Below are 20,059 nucleotides of genomic sequence, written 5' to 3'. Positions count from 1 at the left end.
GGCCTCAGGGCGTCTGGACGGCAGCGACGACGGCGTCAATCACCGTTTCCACCCGCACTTGTTCCGCCACTGCGTCGAAGTTCAGGATCAGCCGGTGCCGCAGTACCCGGTGGGCCAGCGTTTTGACGTCCTCGGGAATGACGTGGTCCCTGCCGTTCAGCAGTGCCACCGCACGGGCGGCCTGGCTGAAGGCGATGCTGGCCCGGGGGCTGGCGCCGAACTCGATGAAGGCGGCCAGCCGTGAATCGATGTACTGGTGGGCATTCCTGGTGACGAAAACCAGGCCCACGATGTAGTTGATGACGGCGGGATCGATGTAGACACGCCGGACCAGTTCCTGGGCGGCAGTGACGGCCTCCAGCGAGGCGGCCGCGGCCGGCGCCTGCTCCGGCGTGTACACCCCGGCATCGATGCGCCGGATGATCTCGGCTTCCTCCGCGGGTGACGGATAGTCCAGCACGTCCTTGAGCATGAAACGGTCCATCTGGGCTTCGGGCAGCTGGTAGGTGCCCTCCTGCTCGATGGGGTTCTGGGTGGCCAGGACCAGGAAGGGAGAGGGCAGCGGGTACTCCCGGCCGCCGATGGAAGTCTGGCGTTCCTGCATTGCCTCAAGCATGGCGCTCTGCGTTTTGGCGCTGGAACGGTTGATCTCGTCCAGGAGCACAATGTTGGCGTGGACCGGTCCCAGCTGCGTGACAAACGTGCCGTTGGCGGCATCGTAGATCTGGGTTCCCACAATGTCGCTGGGCAGCAGGTCCGGGGTGCACTGGATCCGCCGGAAGTCGGCGCTCACTGCCTCTGCAACGGCCTGCGCAGCCGTGGTCTTGGCAAGGCCCGGGACGCTTTCCAGGAGGATATGCCCGCCGGTCAGCAGCCCCACCAACAGCGATTCACGCAGCCGGGCCTGCCCCACAACCTTCGCGTCAAAGCTGCGGGCAATATTCGCCGCCACCTGCTGTGCCCGGGCCAGTTCCGAAGGTTCGATTCTCGCGGACGCACTGGTCGAAAGCACTGGATTTTCCCCCTGATGGCTAAACTGGGCGTGGCTGCCGGCCGGCTGCACTCCGCCCGCCATCCTATCCAAGACCGCTCCGGCATTTTGGACAATGGGGACCCCTCCCCATCGGCCGTTGCCAGGTCTATCCTTTTGGCATGAGCGAGCTTCCAGCCAGTTACAAGGAGTTTCTCGCCGACAAAAGCGAGATGTTCATCAGCACCGTCAAGCCCGTCCTGCAGCAGTCCGCTGCGGACAAGCTTCATGGAGTACGGGTCACGTACAACCCGGGTGCCACCGGCCACCAGGCCCACCTCGACGAGGCCCTTCCATTCGGTGTGGTCCTCGAGGATATCGACTGAAACCGTCCCTCCTGCCCGTCCGGTTGCGGCCGCGGGGCCTGTTCAGCCCCGGACCGCTCCGGACAGGGCAAAGGAACCGCTGCCGCCCCTCGCCACGATGACGTAGAGGACCAGCACCGGCAGCGAATACAGGATGGAGAACGCGGCCAGCTGGCCGTAGGCCACTGCACCGTGCTGTCCGAAGAAGCTGAAGATGGACACCGCCGCGGGCTGCCGTGCCTCCGAGAGGAGCAGGACGAACGGGACGAAGAAGTTTCCCCAGGCCTGGATGAACACGAAAATGAACACCACTCCCAGCCCCTGCTTCATCAGCGGCAGGACAATGGTCCGCAGGGCGGTCATCCGCGATGCGCCATCCACCCAGGCTGCTTCTTCCAGCGACACCGGCACGCCCTCCATGAAGTTCCGGGTCATCCAGATGGCCATGGGCAGGGTGGTGGTGGCCATAAAGAAGATGGTGGCAGTCATCGAATCGAGCAGCTCAAGCTGGACGAAGAGCCCATACACGGGGACCATGATCGCCGTGATGGGCAGGCAGGTCCCAAAAAGGACGGTGTACATGAAGGGCCGGTTGAACCTGGACCGGTAGCGGGACAGCGGGTAGGCCGCCAGTACAGCCGCCACAACGGTGACCGTGGCCGTCCCCCCGGAGAGCAGCACACTGTTCCACAGCGGCCGGAGCAGCAACTCCGGCGTCAGCACTGCGGCGAAGTTGTCCAGGCCGGCCCGGTCCGGAAGCCTCAGCTCATGCCCGGCTTCGGCGTCCAGCGAAGCCAGGATGAGCCAGAGCAGGGGCAGCAGGAAGCAGGCGCCGATCAGCAGCAGCACCAGGTCAGCTGGAGTGCTGCCGGCCTGGCGCCGCCTGGGTGCGTAAGGCCGGACCGGAGGGCTGCCCGGCGTCCTGGCGGGGGCGGTCATGGCCGGGGCTCCCGGAGCAGCCGCACGTACGCCAGTCCAAAGGCGGCGCCGATCAGGATGAGCACCGAAGCCACCGCTGTCCCGTAGCCGATATCACCGAACTTGAAGGCCTCCTGGTATGCGAGGACCGGCAGTGTGGTGCTGGCGTTGGCCGGCCCGCCCGCTGTCATCACCCAGACGAGCGTGAAGACGGCGAGGGTCTGCAGCGTGATCAGCATCAGGTTGGTGGTGATGCTCCCCCGGATCATCGGCAGCGTAATGAACGCGAACCGCTGCCAGCCGTGGGCGCCATCCATCTGGGCCGCCTCGGTCACCTCGGCCGGAACCTCATTCAATGCGGCCCGGTACACCAGCATGGAAAAGGCTGTCCCCCGCCACACGTTGGCGAGCATCACGGCCACCATGGGAAAGGCGTACAGCCAGTCCTGCCGGACAAATCCCAGGCCGCCCAGCAGCTGGTTCAGGGTCCCGTCCCCGCTGAAGTAGGCATAGGCGGCGAAGGCGGCCACGATTTCCGGCAGCACCCAGGCGGCCACCACGGTGGTGCCGACGACGGCGGACACCAGCGGCCGTGCCCGCCGCATCAGTACGGCCAGCGCGAGGCCCAGCAGGTTCTGTCCCAGTACCGCCGACCCCGCCACGAACACCACCGTGAGGAGGACGGAGAGCGGAAACACGGGATCCGTAAGCAACCTCTGGTAGTTCTCCAGCCCCACCCATGAGGGATTGCGGGCACTGCGCCCGGTGAGGCCGGCGTCAGTGAGGGATGCGTGGAATGCCCAGAGCACGGGGCCCGCCAGGAAGACAAGGAGGAGCAGGACAGCAGGAAGGACCGGGAGGTAACGGAGCAGTTGCCGTGCCGTGGCTGGAGACCGCACCCGCTACTTCCGGACGGTCTTGGCGGCACCCACGATGTCCGCCACTGCGGCATCGTAGTCCGCAGCCGCTTCCTGGGGCGACCTGGTGCCGGTGATGACGGCCTCGGTGGCTTCCTGGACAGCCGCGGAAATCCGGGGGTAGTCGGCAGTTGCAGGGCGGTACTTGGTGACCGAAACAAGCGCGGAGACATCCCTGACGAACGGATTGGCGTCAAGGTAACCGGGGTCGGCGGCCACGTCCTTGCGGACGGCAATCTGCGAGCTTTCCACGGTGAAGCTGAGGGAGTTCTCTTCCTTGAGCGCAGTGGTCAGGAAGCTGAATGCCAGCTCAGGCTCCTTGGTCTCCGCCCCGAGCGCCAGTGTCCAGCCGCCGGACATGCTCACAGCTCCCGGGGCCTGGCCGTTCTGGGTGGGGAAGGGGGCAACGCCCATGTCCTGTTCGTAGCCGGGCCACTCATAGCTTCCGCCATCCTGCCAGAACGACGGCGCGTAGGAGCCTTCGACGGTGGCGCCCATCCTGGCGTTGGGCAGCCACTCGCCGAACACCTTCTTCCACACGTTGGCGTCGAGGGCCTCGGCTGGGGAAACGGCCAGCTGTTCGTCATAAAGGGTTTTGAGGAAGGCCAGCGAGTCCTGGAAGCCGGCCGAACCCACCACCCACTTTCCGGCCTCTTCGTCGTAGAGCGATGATCCCGTGCCATACAGCAGCTCGTAGAAGCTCTGCATCACGGTCCCCTCGCCGGTTCCCTTGCCGGCGTACATGTTGAACGGGATAACGGTGGGGTCGTTGGCCTTGATCTTCCGTGCCGTGTCCAGGATGTCCTGCCAGCTGCGCGGCTCCCAGGGAAGGGTGACCCCGGCAGCTTCCAGGACTTTCCGGTTGTACCAGATGGCGCGGGTGTCGGTGCCCAGGGGCACTGCGTACGTCCCGCCGTCGTCCGCCCGCCCTGCCGCCTTGGCGCCGTCGTCGAACGTGTCCCAGTCCTCCCAGCCCTCCAGGTAGCTGTCCAGCTTCAGGAGGTAGCCGGCGTCCACGTCGGAGCGGACCTTGAACGTGTCCTCGTAGAAAACGTCGGGCGCCGTGGATGGCGAGCGCAGCGCGAGGGCCAGTTTCGTCCCGTAGTCGTCGTCGTTGGCCTGGATGGGCTGCAGCTCAACGGTCACTCCCTGGTTCGCCGCCTCAAACTCCTGTTTGGCGGCCTGGAGCATGGTGTCCAGGGCGGTGAAGGAGTCCGTTTTCTGGTACGCAACTTTCAGGGTTTTGGACGAAGCGCCGGGATCGTCCGGGCTGCAGGCCGCCAGGGCTACCGTTGCCGCGGCAATCAGGGACATGGTCTTCAAGGCCCGGCGACGCATGGCGCTCCATTCGGTCGATGGCGGCGGCCCTGTTGTTGGCGGGCCCCAAACCGCACAGTATGCACATGCTAGATGGACGTCCTGCGGCAGGCAAGGCGCTGCGCACAGCCCGTCGGGTCAGCTCTCCAGGAGGAGCCGCTGGGCCCGCGGGGCCAGCGTATGCTCCAGGACCAGGGAAGCCGCCCCGATGGCGCCGACGTCGTCCCCCACCCCGGTGCCCACAACATCGATGGGATGGATGAGCCGGGTGTCGCTGTGGGCATCCAGCAGCGCCGGGACCTTCTCCAGGTAGCGGTCTGCCAGGCGGCTCCAGAACGGCCCGCCGAACACCACCCGTTCAACGTCCAGCGTGTTGGTCACCACGGCCACGGCCCGGGCCACGCGCACCGCGGACCGGTCAATGATGGCAAGTGCCTGTTCGTTGCCCTGGTCCGCGAGGTCGCACAAACGGGAAAAGCTCTGCTGGATTTCCGCTCCGCTGTTGCCTGACCGGGAGCCGTCCAGGATGCCGGCGTCTTCCGCTTCGGCTACCAGCACCTGCGGGATGCAGGTGGATTTCACGCAGCCGCGCAGGCCGCAGTCACAGGGGGCGCCGTCGGGATCCACAATGATGTGGCCGATCTCGCCGGCGTTTCCGGAGGTTCCCCGGATGACCTCATCATTGAGGACAATGCCGCAGCCTATGCCGGTGCCCATGTACATGAAGATGAAGCTGCCGGAGCCGCTGGGGCCGCCGGCCCAGGTTTCCGCCACGGCCGCGCTGGTGACGTCCTTGTCCACCAGGACCGAGTATCCGGTGGCTTCGGAAAGGGCGCTGCGCAGTTCCACCCTGTCCCAGCCGGGCAGCAGCGGCGGATCCACCACTGTGCCGTTGTCCAGGTCGATGGGGCCCGGTGCGGCCACTCCCAGGCCGGCGATCCGCTCCCTGTCCACGCCGGAATCCTCCACCAGCTGGTCGATTTCGGCCGCGATGGTGGTGATGACGGCCGAGGGGTCGTTGCCGCCGGGTGTTTTTATCCGGGAATGCCGCACCACCGAGCCCACGAGGTCCAGGACCACGAACGTGGTCACCGCGGGATCGAGGTGGACGCCGAGGGCGAACACACCGCCGGGGTTGAGCCTGAGGATGGTGCGCGGCTTGCCCGGGCCGCTGCCTTCCTTGCCGGCCTCCACGATCAGGTTCTGGTCCAGGAGGCGCCGGGAGATGTTGGAGATGGTCTGCGGGGACAGGCCCACAATCTGGGCAAGTTCCACGCGGCTGAGGCCGCCGGAGGACCTGCGGATGGCGTCCAGGATCACCGTGAGGTTGAAGTCCCCCATTTTGGGCAGGTTGGTTCCGCGCCTCGGTGAGGATTGGCGGATCTCAGTCACAGCGTCCCCTAAACGTCTTCGGCCACGTACATATGGTGATGCTTGAATCGTACGTTACGCGTGGTCAGACACCCATAGGACGGCACGACGGCGCGGCGCGGCCCCCGTGCGCAGCCCGGCAGCGAAGGTGGTGCTGCCCGGCAGGCTGCGGGCCCACGGGCTCACGCCCCTGCCGGGTCCGTGCCGCGGCGGGTGCTCAAGGTCACCGTGAACTTGGGGTTCCGGCCCTTCACCACGGTGGGCCCGACGTGCCGCTCAAGGGCCGGCGGGTAGGGCAGGTGGCGGTTGAAGACCGTCCACAGTTCGCCGCCCGGAGCGAGCACCCTGCCCGCGGCTTCGATCATCTTCAAACCTGCACCGGCGTGGACGCCCGCACCCACATGGAACGGCGGGTTGAGCAGGACCAGGTCCACGCTGCCGTCCGCCATGGTGCTGAGCGCGTCGTCCTGCAGGACCGTGATGCGATCCGCCAGGGCGTTGGCCTCCGCCGTGGCCAGCGCGGAGGCCACAGCCGCGGCGGACTGGTCCGTGGCGGTCACCTGGGAACCGGGGTGCTGCCGGGCGTACATGGCGGCAAGGATTCCGGTGCCGCAGCCGAGGTCGACGGCGTGCCGGGCCGCCTTCATGGAGGGAAGGAACGTCAGCAGGAACCTGGTGCCGATGTCCAGTTTGGTTCCTGCGAAGACGGCACCGTGGGCGGCGACCTTGAGGTCCAGTTCGGCGAGGTGTTCGACGACGGGATAGCGTTCCTTCTCCCCGCTCCCCTGCGGCCCGCCCGCCAGGATCACGCGCGATTTCTGCCGGGCGAGCTGGGGCCGGACCGAGCGGAAGTGCCGTTCCAGCACGGAGTTCATGCCGAGCGTCATGTGCTTGACCCGCCCGCCCGCGAGCAGCGCGACGTCAGGTGCGGCGTACCGGGCTACGGCGGCAGCAACTTCATCCAGTTCCGCCAGGGTCTTGGGCAACTGCAAAAGCACCGCCCGGGCGCCGGCAAGGAGCTCAGGCCCGAGCGGCACCTGCGTGAAGCCAGGCGGGTTCCCGGCTCCGCCGTCGGACGTTCCTGCTGTTGGCTCCGGCACGTGGGCGGCGTTGCGACATGCGGCCGCGTTGAGCTGCAGAGCGCGCTCTCCGGTGAACAGGTCCTGGTGCACGCGGACCGAAACCGGGCTGAGCGTGGCCAGGGCGCCAAGGGTCAAGGCCCCGTACCGGTCCCCGATAACGGCAATCGCGCTTCCGCCGAGGACCAGTTCCGCGGCTGTCTCCAGCAGGAGCCGGTCCGTGGCGTCCCACGCCTGCAGGTTGGGCGCTTCCACATCCGGCCTCCGCCGAAGTGCGCTGAAGACGTCCTGAAGAGTGTCTGATGCCACGTGTTCTGCCGCTTCCGTTGTGCGTGTGCTGTGTGCGTTTGCTTGGGTGCGTGGACCGGGCACGGGCCGTGCCCCGTCCGTCAGCCCCAACTTACCGGTGTTGCCGCCTGACTGATCCCGGGGAGTTTGAGGATGGCCGCCACGGCGGCGCGTCCGGCCCTGTTGGCCCCGATCGTGGACGACGACGGCCCGTAACCGACCAGGTGGACGCGGGGTTCCGAGGCTACCTGGGTTCCTTCCATCGCTATGCCGCCGCCGGGTCCCCGCAGGTGCAGCGGCGCGAGATGCTCCAGCTCCGCACGGAACCCGGTGGCCCACAGGATCGCATCTGCCGGCTGGAAACCTCCTTCAGCGAGCCTGACGCCGCCGGGCTCTATGGAGGTGAACATCGGCTGCCGGTCCAGGGCGCCCCTGGCCGCCGCCGCCTTGAGGGCCGGCGTCCAGATCAGGCCGGTCACCGACACCACGCTCTGCGGCGGCAGGCCCCTGCGGACCCGTTCCTCCACCAGGGCCACCGCGTCGTGTCCCGCCCTGGCGTCGAACTCCTCATCCCGCCACACCGGTTCCCGGCGGGTGAACCAGCTGGTGGTGGTGACGCGCGAGATTTCGTCAAGGAGGCCGACAGCCGAGATGCCGCCGCCCACCACAATCACGTGCTGTCCTTTGAACTCCTCCGCGGAGACGTAGTCCGCCACGTGGAGCTGGCGTCCGCGGAAGGTGGACTGCCCGGGGTAGATGGGCCAGAACGGGCGGGTCCAGGTGCCGGTGGCGTTGATGACGGCCCTGGCTGTCCAGTCTCCGTCCGATGTGGCGATCCCCAGCAGGCCGGCGGGGTCTGTGTCCTCCCGGCTCACCGAGTGGACCTTCACGGGCCGCCGGACGGACAGCCCGAGTTCCTCCTCGTAGTCGCGGAAGTAGCGTGCCAGGAATTCCGAACTGGGCTCGCGCGGATCCACGGCGGGCTTGGCTATACCGGGAAGATCACTGATGCCGTTGACCGTTTCCATCCGAAGGCTTTTCCACCGGTGCCGCCACGCGCCGCCGGGACCATCCTCGGCGTCGAGGATTACATGGTCAACACCGCGGCGCTGAAGGTGGTAGGCAGCCGAAAGCCCGGCCTGGCCCGCGCCGATGACAACGACGTCGGCACGGGCAGAATTCACTCCCCCATGATAGTCGCGGGGCGTCTCCCGGCCTTAGTCTTGGCCCATGGAGACGGGAGGACCACCATGACCACACACAAAGGACACGCAGCGCGCCTGGCCCAGGCCCTGTCAGTTGTGCTGGACACCGAAGAGCTGCCGTTGCGCCTGCGGGCCTGGGACGGGTCAGAGGCAGGGCCTGAGGGTGCACCTGTCCTGGAGTTCCGTTCCCGCCGGGCCCTCCGCCGGATCCTGTGGTCCCCGGGCCAGCTCGGCCTGAGCCGTGCCTACGTGGCGGGCGACATCGATTCGCCCGGGGACATCTTCGCGGCGTTCACCGCGTTGAGTTCAGCCGGGAAGTTCGCGGAGCCCGGTCCGTTCCGGCGGCTCACGGCCCGGGAAATGTGGACGCTGCTCCGCACGGCCGTCCGGCTGGGGGCGCTGGGCCCCAATCCGGCGCCGCCGCCCGAGGAGGCAAAAGTGGTGAAGAAGGGCCGGCTGCATTCGCGCCGGCGCGACTCGGCAGCCATCTCCCATCACTACGATGTGGGCAACGATTTCTACGCACTGGTGCTGGGGCAGTCCATGGTCTATTCGTGCGCGGTCTGGCCGGACGGCAGCTACGGCACGGAATCCCCGGAGTCGGGCAACCGGCTCGCCGCCGGCCTGGAAGAAGCCCAGGAGGCAAAACTGGACCTGGTGTGCCGGAAGCTGGGCCTGCGGCCGGGAATGCGGGTGCTGGACGTAGGCTGCGGATGGGGAAGCTTCGCCCTCCATGCTGCCGGAAAGTACGGCGCAACGGTGGTGGGCATCACCCTTTCCACGGAGCAGGCAAACCTTGCACGCAAGCGGGCCGCCGAGGCCGGCCTGACCGAGCGGGTGGACATAAGGGTCCAGGACTACCGGGACATCGGGGACGGACCTTTCGATGCCATCAGCTCCATCGGGATGTCCGAACATGTGGGCAGGGAACAGACGCCAGCCTACGCCGCCGCTTTGTTCAGCCTGCTCCGGCCTGGCGGGCGGCTGCTGAACCATGCAATTTCCTGGAACGCGGGCCCCACCAGGCCGGATCCTGATTCGTTCATTCCGCGCTACGTGTTTCCGGACGGGGAGATGATCAGCCTTGGCGAGATGGTGGCTGCCCTGGAGGGCACCGGATTCGAGGTCCTGGATGTGGAGGCGCTGCGGCGGCACTATGCGTTGACCCTGCGTGCCTGGGTCAGCAGGCTGGAGGCCAACTGGGACCACGCCGTAAAGCTGGCCAGCCTGGGCAGGGCGCGGGTCTGGCGGTTGTATATGGCGTCCAGCGCGCTTGGCTTTGAGGGCGGGCTGACGGGCGTCAACCAGGTCCTGGTCCAGCGGCCGGGCGGTGATGAACCCCCGCTGCGGCGGACAGCCTGGCTCTGAAGGGGCAGCTGGGTTAACGCGGAAGGGACGGTCCCGATGGGACCGTCCCTTCCGATGCTCCTTCGCCTTCCGGCTCGGTGCAGATGTTAATCGGTGGAGCTGAGGGGACTCGAACCCCTGACCCCCTGCATGCCATGCAGGTGCGCTACCAGCTGCGCCACAGCCCCGGATGTGCCGCTTCCGGAATAACTCCCCGAAGCAACCTGATCAGCTTAATGCACTTTCGCCCCGCACGCCAATCGTGGTGCCGTGTCCCGGCCTGGGGCTTGTCCGGGCGCGCGGCTGGGTTCCCGGGAGACGGCAAACAAAAAAAATCCGCCGGAATCACAGTGATTCCGGCGGATTATTCGGTGGAGCTGAGGGGACTCGAACCCCTGACCCCCTGCATGCCATGCAGGTGCGCTACCAGCTGCGCCACAGCCCCGAACAATTGCTGCCCTTTCGAGCTTTTTCGGCTTTCCCCGAAGCAACTCAAATATCTTAGAACAGCAATTCCGAAAATTCCAAATCGGGCATATTCCGCGCGATTCCGCGGATTTATTCGGTCTCGGACCCTGCGGTGGCCTTGGCTGACGCGTCATCCCCGAGCTGCAGGTCCACCACAGGGCAGTCCTTCCAGAGGCGTTCCAGGGCGTAGAACACGCGGTCCTCCTCGTGCTGGACGTGGATAACAATGTCCGAGTAGTCCAGCAGCACCCAACGGCCACCGGAACGGCCTTCACGCCGGACGGGCCGCAGGTCCTGCTTGGCGAGTTCTTCCTCAATACCGTCAACGATGGCGTTGACCTGGCGTTCGCTGGGTGCCGAGGCGATGAGGAAAACGTCGGCCAGGGCGAGCCGCTCGCTGACGTCCAGGGCAACAATATCCTGGGCAATCTTGTCCGCGGCTGCCCTGGCGGCGGCGCGGGCTATGGTGATGGACGATTCTGATGCAGTCACGTGACTCCTTGTTGGGTTAAATATGCAGGGGCCGTCCGTTGCCGGCCGGCTGTTGGTGGTCAGCGGGACATGCCGCTAATGATCAGGATGATGCCTGAGACGAGTGCCACGATGCCGAATGCCAGGATCAGGAACTGCAGGACCCTGGTCCGGTTCGCCCGGGCCAGTCCCGCCGTAGCTGCGTCCAGGGGATCCAGGCCGTGGGCGGACGAGGCCGGGATCCGCGGGAGGTCCTCGAAGAGGTCCTCCCCCTGGTGCTCTTCAGTAACCACCTGCTGCGGGCGGGCAGCGGCCCGGGCGGCAGCTTCAGCCCTTGCGATCACCTGCGAGCGGCCGGGACCGTCCTCAGCGGTGGCAGTGCGCTGTGAGCCTGGTGAACGCCGCTTCTTGGTACCGGAAGGGGTGACCTTGGTTCCCGGGCGGGTGGTGACCGGTACGTGCGAAGTTGCGGGCGGCTTCATGACGGGCCGGTCGATGCCGGGGACCTGCACGAATTCCAGCGGCGTGACCATGGCCAGGTTATTGGCGGTAGAGGGCGCGGGGCGCTGTCCGGCCGCGGGCTTCCCGGCCTGGTCCTTTGTGGCGGCATCCACGGGCAGCTTTCCGGCATCCCGGGAACGTCCCTGGCCGGGATCTTTCGGAGGGGTTGCCGGAGCCGGGGGAACCGAAGGGGCTCCGGCCTGCTCAGCCAGTTTTTGCCTGGCCATGGCCCGGCGGTTCATGACCGCCGCTCGTTCCGCCAGGGCGATTTGCTCAGCCAGAATCTCCGGATCAACCGCTTCGGGATCCAGGGAGGCAATGTGCTCCATTTTGGCGATCTGGTTTTTTGCCTGCTCTGCGAGCAGGGAGCGGGCGGCCAGAGCCTGTTCCACGGTCATGCCCTCGGGGCCCGGTGAACCGGCCTTTACGCCGGGGGCGGGTGTACCGCCCACACGGGCCTGCTCCCCCGCGCCGGTGTTTTCCGGGCCGGCGTGACTGTCTCTGTGGCCGCTGTCCTTATGGCCGTTGTCCTTTTGCCTGCCGTCAACCCGGGGCCCCTCCGCGGAACGCAGAGGAGCGGAAGCGGGCGGAGTGGAAGCCGGCGGAACAATGGGGTTGGCCGCCGTCAGCGCCTGTTCCTTCAGCTGCTGGAGGCGGAGCTGCCGACGGGTGGGAGGACCACCGGCGGAGAGCTGGCCTTCTTTTTCCTCCAGCTCCTTGATGGCGCGAAGGGTTGCACGGTCCCGCGCCCGGATCTGGGATGACCGCGGGGTATTTGCCTGCCCGGCGGCCGTTCCGGCGTCACCGATCCTTGGGGGCGCAGCAGCAACCGGGGCAGCAGCAACTGTCGTGGGGGCAGGCGGGAGCTGCTCCGCGCCCTTTGAAGCAGACTCCTGCTGGGCGTCCCGGGCCTTCCGGAGTTCCCGGCGGCTGCGGATGGGGGGCTGTTCCTGACTCATTGAGAACTCATTCAGTACTGGCTGGTTCACGTGCTAGGGACGGTGGCGCGTCGGCTTCCGCGGCGGCTTCATACAGGCCGTATTTGGCGATGTACTGGACGACGCCGTCCGGCACCAGGTACCAGACCGGATGGTTCGCGGCCACGCGCGCGCGGCAGTCCGTCGAGGAGATGGCCATGGCCGGGACCTCCAGGAGGCTGACATCATCGCGTCCCATGCCGTCCAGGACATGCCCGGGCCGAGTGACCCCGACGAAATGGGCCAGCGACCACAGTTCGTCGATGTCCTTCCAGGAGAGGATCTGCGCCAGGGCGTCCGCCCCGGTGATGAAGAAGAGGTCGGCGTCGGGGCGCTGGGCCCGGAGGTCGCGGAGGGTATCGATGGTGTACGTGGGACCCGGCCGGTCAACGTCCACCCTGCTGACCGTAAAGCGCGGGTTTGACGCCGTGGCGATGACGGTCATCAGGTAGCGGTGCTCGGGTTCGCTGACGTGCTTGTGGGACTTCTGCCACGGCTGGCCGGTGGGGACGAAAACCACCTCGTCCAGGTCGAATTCCGCCGCTACCTCGCTGGCCGCCACCAGGTGGCCGTGGTGGATGGGATCGAATGTCCCGCCCATCACGCCCAGCCGCAGCCTGCCGTTGGCACCCGAGCGGTGCAAAACGCGGGAAATGTTAGTGGCCCTGCCCGTGATCGTGCTTGTTCGGGTGCTGGCGGTGCGGATCCGCGTGCTCCTCGGTGGCCGTGTGGCGGTTGCCCAGGTTGGAGTAGGACAGGGTGATGAACATCATGACCAGCAGGATGGCGAAGATGACCACACCGAAGACCCACGGCTCAGCCCACAGCGGCGCGAGTTCGTGTTCTTCGCCTTCGGCGACGGACGTGGCAATCTGCTGGAACAGCATGTTCTCCCCTTGGGCTCAAACGATTGTGGCAGCGGAAAGCTCCGCCGTTTCTGGCTTCTGGTCTATGTTACCGTGCGCTACCCGCGCACCTGGCCCTCGCCCTGCACGATCCACTTCGTGGTGGTGAGTTCGGTCAGCCCCATGGGACCGCGGGCGTGCAGTTTCTGGGTGGAAATCCCCACCTCGGCACCCAGCCCCAGCTCTCCGCCGTCGGTAAACCGGGTGGACGCGTTGACAATGACGGCCGCGGAATCCACCTCGGCAATGAAACGCTCGGCGTTGGACAGGTCATTGGTGAGGATGGCCTCGGTATGGCCGGTAGACCAGGTGCGGATGTGGCTGACTGCCTCATCGAGGCTGTCCACCATGGCGACCGCAAGGTCAAGGTCCATGTATTCGGTGGCCCAGTCCTCGTCGGTGGCCGGTTCCGACTCGATGGAGGCAGGAAGGGCGGCGCGGGTGCGCTCATCGGTGTGCAGCCGGACGCCGGCCTTGCGCAGGGCGGCCGCAACGGCAGGAAGCACGCGTGAACCGGAGTGGACCAGGAGCGTCTCCACCGTGTTGCAGACGCTGGGCCGTTGCGTCTTGGCGTTCAGGAGGATCTCCACCGCCATGTCCTCGCTGGCCGACTCGTCGATGAAGATGTGCACGTTCCCCTCACCGGTTTCGATGACGGGGACAGCGGAGTTGGTGACGACGGTCTGGATCAGCTCGCGGCCGCCACGGGGAATGAGTACGTCCACCCGGCCGCGGGCCTTCATCAGGACATTGGCGCCGGCGCGGCCGTACTGGTCCACCGTTTGGACAGCGTCGGCGGGCAGGCCCACGGATTCGAGCGCTTCGCGCAGTACCCGCACCAGCACCTCGTTGGTTGCCTGGGCGGCGCTGCCGCCGCGCAGGATCACGGCGTTGCCGCTCTTGAGTGCCAGCCCGGCAATGTCCACCGTGACATTCGGCCGTGCTTCGTAGATGGCGGCCACCACGCCCATGGGGACGTTGACCTGTCGGAGCCGCAGGCCGTTGGGGAGCGTCTGCCCGCGCACAACGTTGCCTACGGGGTCGGGCAGGTTGGCCAGGTTTTCCAGGGCCGACACCAGGCCCGCGATGCGGGTTTCCGTCAGGGTCAGGCGGTCCAGCATGGCCGCGGAGGTGCCGTTGGCCTTTCCTGCCGCCACGTCCATGGCGTTGGCGGTGAGGATGGATTCAGTGCTCTCCTGCAGGGCTGTGCCTACTGCGCGGAGGGCGCGGTCCTTCCATGCCCGGTTGGCCATGGCCATCCGCCGCGCCGCGTGGCGGGAACGGTCGGCGATGGCGTGCACTGCGGCCTCGACGTCGCCGGAAGACAACGGAATGTCAGCCGGGACCGGTGCTGCCGATGACTCAACGGGCTGCGTGGCGGCAGCGGTGTGTCCGGAATTTTCGGCAGTCTTGTGGATCAGGGCCTCAGTCATGTTCCAAGTTTAGGCGAGCCGGAAGCTCAGACCAGCACCAGGTCGTCAACATGAACAACTTCACGGTCATAGCCGCTGCCCAGCGCCTCACCGAGGTCCCTGGTGGACCGGCCCAGCATTTGGGGCAGCTCCGCGGAGGAGTAGTTCACCAGTCCGCGCGCCACCACCGTACCGTCGGCTCCTGCTATCTCCACGGCGTCGCCGGCTTCAAAATCACCGTGGACGGCGGAAATGCCGGCAGGCAGCAGTGACGTGCGGTGATGGCGGATGGCCTTCACAGCGCCGTCGTCCAGCACGAGCCGTCCCTGGACGGAGGCCACGTGCGCCAGCCAGAGAAGCCTGACGGGCTTCCGGGCGCCGTTGACCGTGAACCAGGTGCCCACGTCCTCGCCGTTAAGGGCCGCGGCGGCGTTGGGCGTGGAAGTGACCAGGGCGTGGATGCCGGATCCCGCTGCCATGGACGCTGCCTCCACTTTGGTGAGCATGCCGCCGGTGCCGACGCCGGCCTTGCCGGTCTTGCCAATGGAGACACCGTCGAGGTCGTGCGCCCCCTCCACCAGCGGGATCCGCTTCGCGCCAAGGGACGGCGGGCCGTCGTAGAGGGAGTCGACGTCGGACAGCAGGACCAGCGCGTCGGCGCGGACCAGGTGGGCCACGAGGGCGGCGAGCCGGTCGTTGTCACCGAAGCGGATTTCATGGGTGGCTACGGTGTCGTTTTCGTTGACCACGGGGACCACGCCGAGGCTGAGCAGCCGGTTGAGGGCGCGGAACGCGTTGGTGTGCTGGCTGCGGCGCATCAGGTCTTCGGCGGTGAGGAGCACCTGGCTGACGGTCACGCCGTGGGCCCCGAAAGCCTGGGTGTAGCGGGCCATGAGCAGGCCCTGGCCAACGCTGGCGGCCGCCTGCTGGGTGGCGAGGTCGCGGGGGCGCTTGGCGAGGCCAAGCGGTGCAAGACCCGCCGCGATGGCACCGGAGGAAACCAGGATGATCTCTGTTCCGGTGTTGCGCTTGGCGGCGAGTGCGTCCGCGAGGGCGGTCAGCGACTCTTCCGAGATGCCGCCCTTGATGCTGGTCAGCGACGACGAGCCCACCTTCACCACGATCCGGTGCGCGTTGGCCAGCACGCTCCTGTCCACGGACCGCGCCAGCGGTTCCGCGGACGCAGCCCTAGATGTCATCGTCTGCGCCCAGTCCACTCTCCTTGAGCGGCTTGGCAACCCTGCGGCTGCTCACGGATTCGGTCCAGATGCCGGCCTTGCGCTCCGCTTCGAGTTCGGCCCGGGCAGCGGCCTTGGCGTCCTTGCGTTCCTGCTGCTCTTCACGTTTCTGTCCACGGGTGGGGCGGTCGCCGATGTCCGCAAAACGGACGTCCGTACCGCGCGGCGAGGCCAGCAGTTCGGCGCCTGCCATCATGGTGGGCTCCCAGTCGAAGACGACGCCGTCATCCTCGCCGATAACAACCGTATCGCCGGGCTTAGCGCCCTGCTTGAACAGTTCCGTTTCCACACCGAGCTTAGCCAGGCGGTCGGCCAGGTAGCCGATGGCTTCCTCGTTGGTGAAGTCGGTCTGCTTGACCCAGCGCACCGGCTTTTCGCCCAGTACGCGGAACAGCGGCTCGAGGCCCTTCTCCTCCCGGCGGATCCGGAACCCGGTTTCGTTGACGGCGCGGGGCTTGATGACCACAGGCTGGACCTTGGGCGGGGCTGCTGCCACCGCGTCCCGCGCTGCCTGCACGATTTCGGCCATCGCGAAGCCCAGCTGCCGCAGGCCCTCGTGGCTGGTTGCCGAGATTTCGAAGACGCGGTAGCCGCGGGACTCAAGTTCCGGGCGGACGAATTCGGCCATGTCCTTGCCGTCGGGCAGGTCCACCTTGTTCAGGGCCACGAGGCGGGGTCGGTGGTTCAGTGGAACCACCTCGCCGTCCTGGCCTGCGTAGCTCATGTCCACGGCGTACTTTTCCAGCTCGGCCTCAATGACTGCCAGGTCAGAAAGCGGATCGCGGTCTGCCTCGAGGGTGCCGCAGTCCAGGACGTGGACCAGGGCAGCGCAGCGCTCCACGTGGCGCAGGAAGTGGTGGCCCAGGCCCTTGCCTTCGCTGGCGCCTTCAATCAGCCCGGGCACGTCGGCAATGGTGAAGCGGACGTCGCCGGCCTGCACGACGCCAAGGTTGGGGACCAGTGTGGTGAACGGATAGTCGGCGATCTTGGGGCGGGCCGCGGACATGGCCGCGATCAGGCTCGATTTTCCTGCGGACGGGAAACCGACCAGGGCGATGTCCGCAATGGACTTCAGTTCCAGGACGATGTCGCTGGATTCGCCTTCGATGCCGAGCAGGGCGAAGCCGGGCGCACGGCGCTTCTGGGAGGAGAGCGCGGCGTTGCCCAGGCCGCCGATGCCGCCGGCCGCCGCGACGTATTCGGTGCCTTCACCCACGAGGTCCGCGAGGACGGTGCCGTCCTTGGACTTGACCACGGTGCCGTCCGGGACAGGAAGGATGAGGGTCTCGCCGTTCTTGCCGCCGCGCCAGTCGCCCATGCCGGGGCCGCCGTTGGTGGCGTGGCGGTGGGGTGCGTGGTGGTAGTCGAGGAGGGTGGTGGTCTGGTGGTCCACGCGAAGGATCACGTCGCCGCCATTGCCGCCGTTGCCGCCGTCGGGCCCTCCCAGGGGCTTGAACTTCTCGCGGTGGACGGAGACGCACCCGTGGCCGCCGGTACCGCCGGATACGTGCAGTACTACCCGGTCTACAAAGCTGGCCACGTGGATCTCCTCAGTGCTGTTTCCTGGACGCCCGGGGCGCCAAGATGATTGTAATGCGGTTAAAAGAACAGTGGAGCGGACCATATGGCCCGCTCCACCGCTTCAGATCTGGTTGTTACTCTGCAGCTGCAGCAGCAACGATGTTGACGACGCGACGACCGCGGCGGGTACCGAATTCAACGGCGCCCGGGGTCAGTGCGAACAGGGTGTCGTCGCCGCCACGGCCAACGCCGGCGCCCGGGTGGAAGTGGGTGCCGCGCTGGCGGACGATGATCTCGCCGGCGGAAACCACCTGGCCGCCGAAGCGCTTGACGCCGAGGTACTGTGCGTTGGAGTCACGACCGTTGCGAGTGGAGCTCGCGCCCTTTTTATGTGCCATCTGAAATGCCTGCCTCTAAATTCTGGGGAATCTGCTGAAAAACCTGAACAGTAACGGAAGGTTACTTGATACCAGTGATCTTGACCTTGGTCAGTTCCTGGCGGTGACCCTGGCGCTTCTTGTAACCGGTCTTGTTCTTGAACTTCTGGATCACAATCTTAGGACCACGGAGGTCCTGGAGGATCTCAGCCGTAACAGTTACCTTGGCCAGGTCAGCAGCGGCGGAGGTGACCTTGTCACCGTCAACCAGGAGCAGTGCGGGCAGCTGAATGGTGCTGCCAGCTCCACCGGCGACGCGGTTCAGGGTAACGAAGTCTCCAACGGAAACCTTCTCTTGGCGGCCGCCTGCGCGGACAATCGCGTACACCACTTGGGAACTCACTTCTCTCGACGTTTATTACAAATTTGCGTGCGGAACCCGGTTCCATGATTGGGTGGGCTCTCGCTGTGCCTCAACGCCGTGGGGTCATAACCCAAGTGTTGGCGTAAGCACCGAAGATCTAGAATACGCTAGTTTTGGCTTCGGCCGCAAATGAGGCTGGTTCCGGCGGGTTGTCTGTGATAGGCACCACAGCCCAGGTCCGCGCCCTTACCTGTGCCCCACCATAGTACCGGCGGGACGCGCAACAGGGTGTCAGGAATGAAGTCGCGGCGCGTCGAAAAAGTCCACCTCGAGGCGGCAGGACTGCCTGAACGCCGCCACCATGGCGTCCCGGTCCCCTGCGGACGCGCTGCGGCCGGCCCCGTCCACAATCGCAACCGCTGTGCGGGTGGCGGCAGCGAAGTCCTCGTCCGCGTACGTGCGCAGCCACTCGGCGTAGGGGTGGCCGGCCGGTTCCCCTGCAGCCACGAACCGGGCGTGGAGTGTTGCGCCCACCTCGGCGTACAGCCAGAAGCAGGGCAGGACCGCTGCGGCCAGCACCGCGTAACTGCCCGACGCCGATGCCGCCGTCAGGTGGTCCACGTAGGACTTGGTGACGGGTCCCAGCTGCGGCTCAACGGTCCGTGTACTGAGCCAGGAGCGGTGCAGCTCGGACTCCACCTCCAGGCACTGCGCGGCGGAACGTGCCCAGAAGAGCTGCTCCCCTTCGGTGGGGGCCAGTGCACTGGTCCGCGCCAGCACCCGTGAGTAGCCGTTGAGGTAGATGGCGTCCTGGGCGAGGTAGTAGGCAAACTCCTTCTCCGGCAGGCTCCCGGAAGCCAGGCCCTGGATGAAGTCCAGCGCGTAGATGTCCTCGAGGTCCTTTGCGGCGTCCGCCCAGAGCTGCGCCGCGAAGCTCCCCTCGCCGCGCACGGCCGGCAGGTGGTGGAAGTGGTGCACGGGCCCGTTGCCCGCCCCCACCTCCAGGGCCTCCGAGGCCTCCAGCGCGCCGGCAAGCCAGGGCTTGACCTCGCGCAGGGCTGCCTCCCAGTCCCCCACCCGGGCCTGGACCGTGGCCATGGCCGCGGACAGGGAGCATCCGGTGCCGTGGCTGTTCACTGTTGCCACCCGCTGACCGGGAACCACGACCACCTCGCGGGACAACATCCCGGCGGTGCTTACGAGGGCATCGGGGCATTCGGCCCCTACGAGGTGCCCACCCTTGACCAGCACCGTGGCTCCCGTGGCGGCGGAGAGGTTCCGGCCCTGTTCCAGGGCGCCTTCCCAGGTCTGCTGCACGTCGCCGCCCACGAGCATGGCGAGTTCAGCCAGGTTGGGCGTGATGAGCTGCGCCAGCGGCAGCAGGTCGCGAAGCGCGGCTTCGGCTGATTCCGGGAGGAGCCGGTCGCCGCTGGTGGCCACCATGACAGGGTCCAGGACCACGACGGCGGGACGCACCTTTTCGAGCCATGCATGGACGGCTTCGATCACCCCGGCATCGCCCAGCATGCCGATCTTCACGGCGTCGATACTGATGTCGTCGCTCAGGGCATCGAGCTGCTGGGTAAGGAAGTTGGCGGGGGGAACGTGGACGCCGCGCACGCCGCGGGTGTTCTGTGCGGTGAGGGCGGTAATGGCAGCCATTCCGAAGCCGCCGTGGGCGGCGATGCTTTTCAGGTCCGCCTGGATGCCGGCCCCGCCGGAAGGATCGGATCCGGCAATGGAGAGGACCCGTGGCACGCCGCGGTACTCGCGGCCGGGGGCTGCAGGCGCAGAAGCAGCTGCAGGCCCGGAAGCACACGCGGATGTGCCCTGGATGGTGGCAGTGGGCATTGCAAGGGTGGAAGACAAGAGACATCCCTTCGCCGGTGCTAGCCGGACAGGTTCAACGGGTCTGGATCTCAGCCGGCTCTCTGCGCGGCACCCCGTGTCGGTTCCCCAGCCTAGCTTTTTTGAGGTCCACAGCGTGAAGGTGACACAGTGCGGCCGGAGCGGGGTGGAATGCCGGTGTTCAATGAGGGTGGTCAAAA

19 protein-coding genes, 2 tRNA genes and 1 riboswitch are annotated in these 20,059 nt (G+C 66.8%); of the genes, 2 read left to right on the top strand and 19 right to left on the bottom strand.

All coding sequences use genetic code 11. The features are described 5' to 3' along the window. Window positions 1–4: 4 nt before the first annotated feature. Complete coding sequence (locus NFU08_RS13870; protein WP_251424120.1) at window positions 5–1,012, bottom strand: MoxR family ATPase; 1,008 nt, start codon at window positions 1,010–1,012, stop codon at window positions 5–7. Between the two features lie 140 nt (window positions 1,013–1,152). Here NFU08_RS13870 and NFU08_RS13865 point away from each other — a divergent pair, with 140 nt between their 5' ends. Continuing rightward, complete coding sequence (locus tag NFU08_RS13865; protein WP_174179838.1) at window positions 1,153–1,356, top strand: hypothetical protein; 204 nt, start codon at window positions 1,153–1,155, stop codon at window positions 1,354–1,356. A gap of 42 nt (window positions 1,357–1,398) precedes the next feature. Here the strand turns inward: NFU08_RS13865 and NFU08_RS13860 are convergent, their stop codons facing one another. From NFU08_RS13860 to NFU08_RS13835, 6 genes are all read right to left on the bottom strand, one after another. Further along, window positions 1,399–2,274, bottom strand: coding sequence for a carbohydrate ABC transporter permease (locus NFU08_RS13860; RefSeq protein ID WP_251424119.1), 876 nt, complete (start codon window positions 2,272–2,274; stop codon window positions 1,399–1,401). Then, the gene (locus NFU08_RS13855; RefSeq protein WP_251424118.1) at window positions 2,271–3,152 is read right to left on the bottom strand and encodes a carbohydrate ABC transporter permease; all 882 of its coding nucleotides are present in this window, start codon (window positions 3,150–3,152) and stop codon (window positions 2,271–2,273) included. The genes NFU08_RS13860 and NFU08_RS13855 overlap by 4 nt, the downstream gene beginning before the upstream one ends. A 3-nt stretch (window positions 3,153–3,155) precedes the next feature. Further along, complete coding sequence (locus NFU08_RS13850) at window positions 3,156–4,508, bottom strand: extracellular solute-binding protein (RefSeq protein ID WP_251424117.1); 1,353 nt, start codon at window positions 4,506–4,508, stop codon at window positions 3,156–3,158. Window positions 4,509–4,625: 117 nt separating this feature from the next. Next, entirely contained in the window at window positions 4,626–5,828 is a 1,203-nt protein-coding gene (locus NFU08_RS13845; RefSeq protein ID WP_174179959.1) for an ROK family transcriptional regulator, read from the bottom strand. A gap of 212 nt (window positions 5,829–6,040) precedes the next feature. Then, on the bottom strand, window positions 6,041–7,246 hold the full coding sequence (locus NFU08_RS13840) for a methyltransferase (protein WP_251424115.1): 1,206 nt from the start codon (window positions 7,244–7,246) through the stop codon (window positions 6,041–6,043). Window positions 7,247–7,326: 80 nt separating this feature from the next. Then, complete coding sequence (locus tag NFU08_RS13835) at window positions 7,327–8,409, bottom strand: FAD-dependent oxidoreductase (RefSeq protein WP_174179848.1); 1,083 nt, start codon at window positions 8,407–8,409, stop codon at window positions 7,327–7,329. Window positions 8,410–8,475: 66 nt separating this feature from the next. Here NFU08_RS13835 and NFU08_RS13830 point away from each other — a divergent pair, with 66 nt between their 5' ends. Continuing rightward, a complete protein-coding gene (locus NFU08_RS13830) occupies window positions 8,476–9,798 on the top strand; it encodes a class I SAM-dependent methyltransferase (protein ID WP_174179850.1) in 1,323 nt (440 codons plus the stop codon). A 94-nt stretch (window positions 9,799–9,892) separates the two neighbouring features. Here NFU08_RS13830 and NFU08_RS13825 read toward each other — a convergent pair. The 12 genes from NFU08_RS13825 to thiD form a co-directional block, all read right to left on the bottom strand. After that, a tRNA-Ala gene (locus NFU08_RS13825) sits at window positions 9,893–9,965 on the bottom strand. A gap of 184 nt (window positions 9,966–10,149) precedes the next feature. Further along, window positions 10,150–10,222, bottom strand: a tRNA-Ala gene (locus NFU08_RS13820). 113 nt (window positions 10,223–10,335) lie between these two features. Next, complete coding sequence (gene rsfS / locus NFU08_RS13815) at window positions 10,336–10,737, bottom strand: ribosome silencing factor (protein WP_066276611.1); 402 nt, start codon at window positions 10,735–10,737, stop codon at window positions 10,336–10,338. A gap of 59 nt (window positions 10,738–10,796) precedes the next feature. Continuing rightward, window positions 10,797–12,176 (bottom strand): hypothetical protein, encoded by a 1,380-nt coding sequence (locus tag NFU08_RS13810; RefSeq protein ID WP_174179852.1) that lies wholly within the window; start codon window positions 12,174–12,176, stop codon window positions 10,797–10,799. Window positions 12,177–12,183: 7 nt separating this feature from the next. Further along, window positions 12,184–12,837 (bottom strand): nicotinate-nucleotide adenylyltransferase, encoded by a 654-nt coding sequence (gene nadD, locus NFU08_RS13805; RefSeq protein WP_192044147.1) that lies wholly within the window; start codon window positions 12,835–12,837, stop codon window positions 12,184–12,186. 13 nt (window positions 12,838–12,850) lie between these two features. Then, window positions 12,851–13,081, bottom strand: coding sequence for a hypothetical protein (locus tag NFU08_RS13800; protein ID WP_104186060.1), 231 nt, complete (start codon window positions 13,079–13,081; stop codon window positions 12,851–12,853). Between the two features lie 77 nt (window positions 13,082–13,158). Next, on the bottom strand, window positions 13,159–14,532 hold the full coding sequence (locus NFU08_RS13795; protein WP_174179854.1) for a glutamate-5-semialdehyde dehydrogenase: 1,374 nt from the start codon (window positions 14,530–14,532) through the stop codon (window positions 13,159–13,161). A 26-nt stretch (window positions 14,533–14,558) separates the two neighbouring features. After that, entirely contained in the window at window positions 14,559–15,710 is a 1,152-nt protein-coding gene (proB, locus tag NFU08_RS13790; RefSeq protein ID WP_104186062.1) for a glutamate 5-kinase, read from the bottom strand. Beyond that, on the bottom strand, window positions 15,700–17,289 hold the full coding sequence (obgE, locus tag NFU08_RS13785; protein ID WP_174179856.1) for a GTPase ObgE: 1,590 nt from the start codon (window positions 17,287–17,289) through the stop codon (window positions 15,700–15,702). The genes proB and obgE overlap by 11 nt, the downstream gene beginning before the upstream one ends. 115 nt (window positions 17,290–17,404) lie before the next feature. Next, window positions 17,405–17,668, bottom strand: a complete 264-nt coding sequence (gene rpmA, locus NFU08_RS13780; protein ID WP_009372867.1) for a 50S ribosomal protein L27 — start codon at window positions 17,666–17,668, stop codon at window positions 17,405–17,407. 61 nt (window positions 17,669–17,729) lie between these two features. Continuing rightward, the gene (gene rplU, locus NFU08_RS13775) at window positions 17,730–18,038 is read right to left on the bottom strand and encodes a 50S ribosomal protein L21 (RefSeq protein ID WP_066276623.1); all 309 of its coding nucleotides are present in this window, start codon (window positions 18,036–18,038) and stop codon (window positions 17,730–17,732) included. A 264-nt stretch (window positions 18,039–18,302) separates the two neighbouring features. Then, the gene (gene thiD, locus NFU08_RS13770; protein WP_251424212.1) at window positions 18,303–19,862 is read right to left on the bottom strand and encodes a bifunctional hydroxymethylpyrimidine kinase/phosphomethylpyrimidine kinase; all 1,560 of its coding nucleotides are present in this window, start codon (window positions 19,860–19,862) and stop codon (window positions 18,303–18,305) included. A 7-nt stretch (window positions 19,863–19,869) separates the two neighbouring features. Further along, a riboswitch (TPP riboswitch) is annotated at window positions 19,870–19,967 on the bottom strand. Between the last annotated feature and the right edge of the window lie 92 nt (window positions 19,968–20,059).

It is taken from the genome of Pseudarthrobacter sp. NCCP-2145 (assembly GCF_023708005.1).
GTDB lineage: Bacteria > Actinomycetota > Actinomycetes > Actinomycetales > Micrococcaceae > Arthrobacter > Arthrobacter oxydans.
This window is presented reverse-complemented; position numbering and strand designations above follow the sequence as displayed.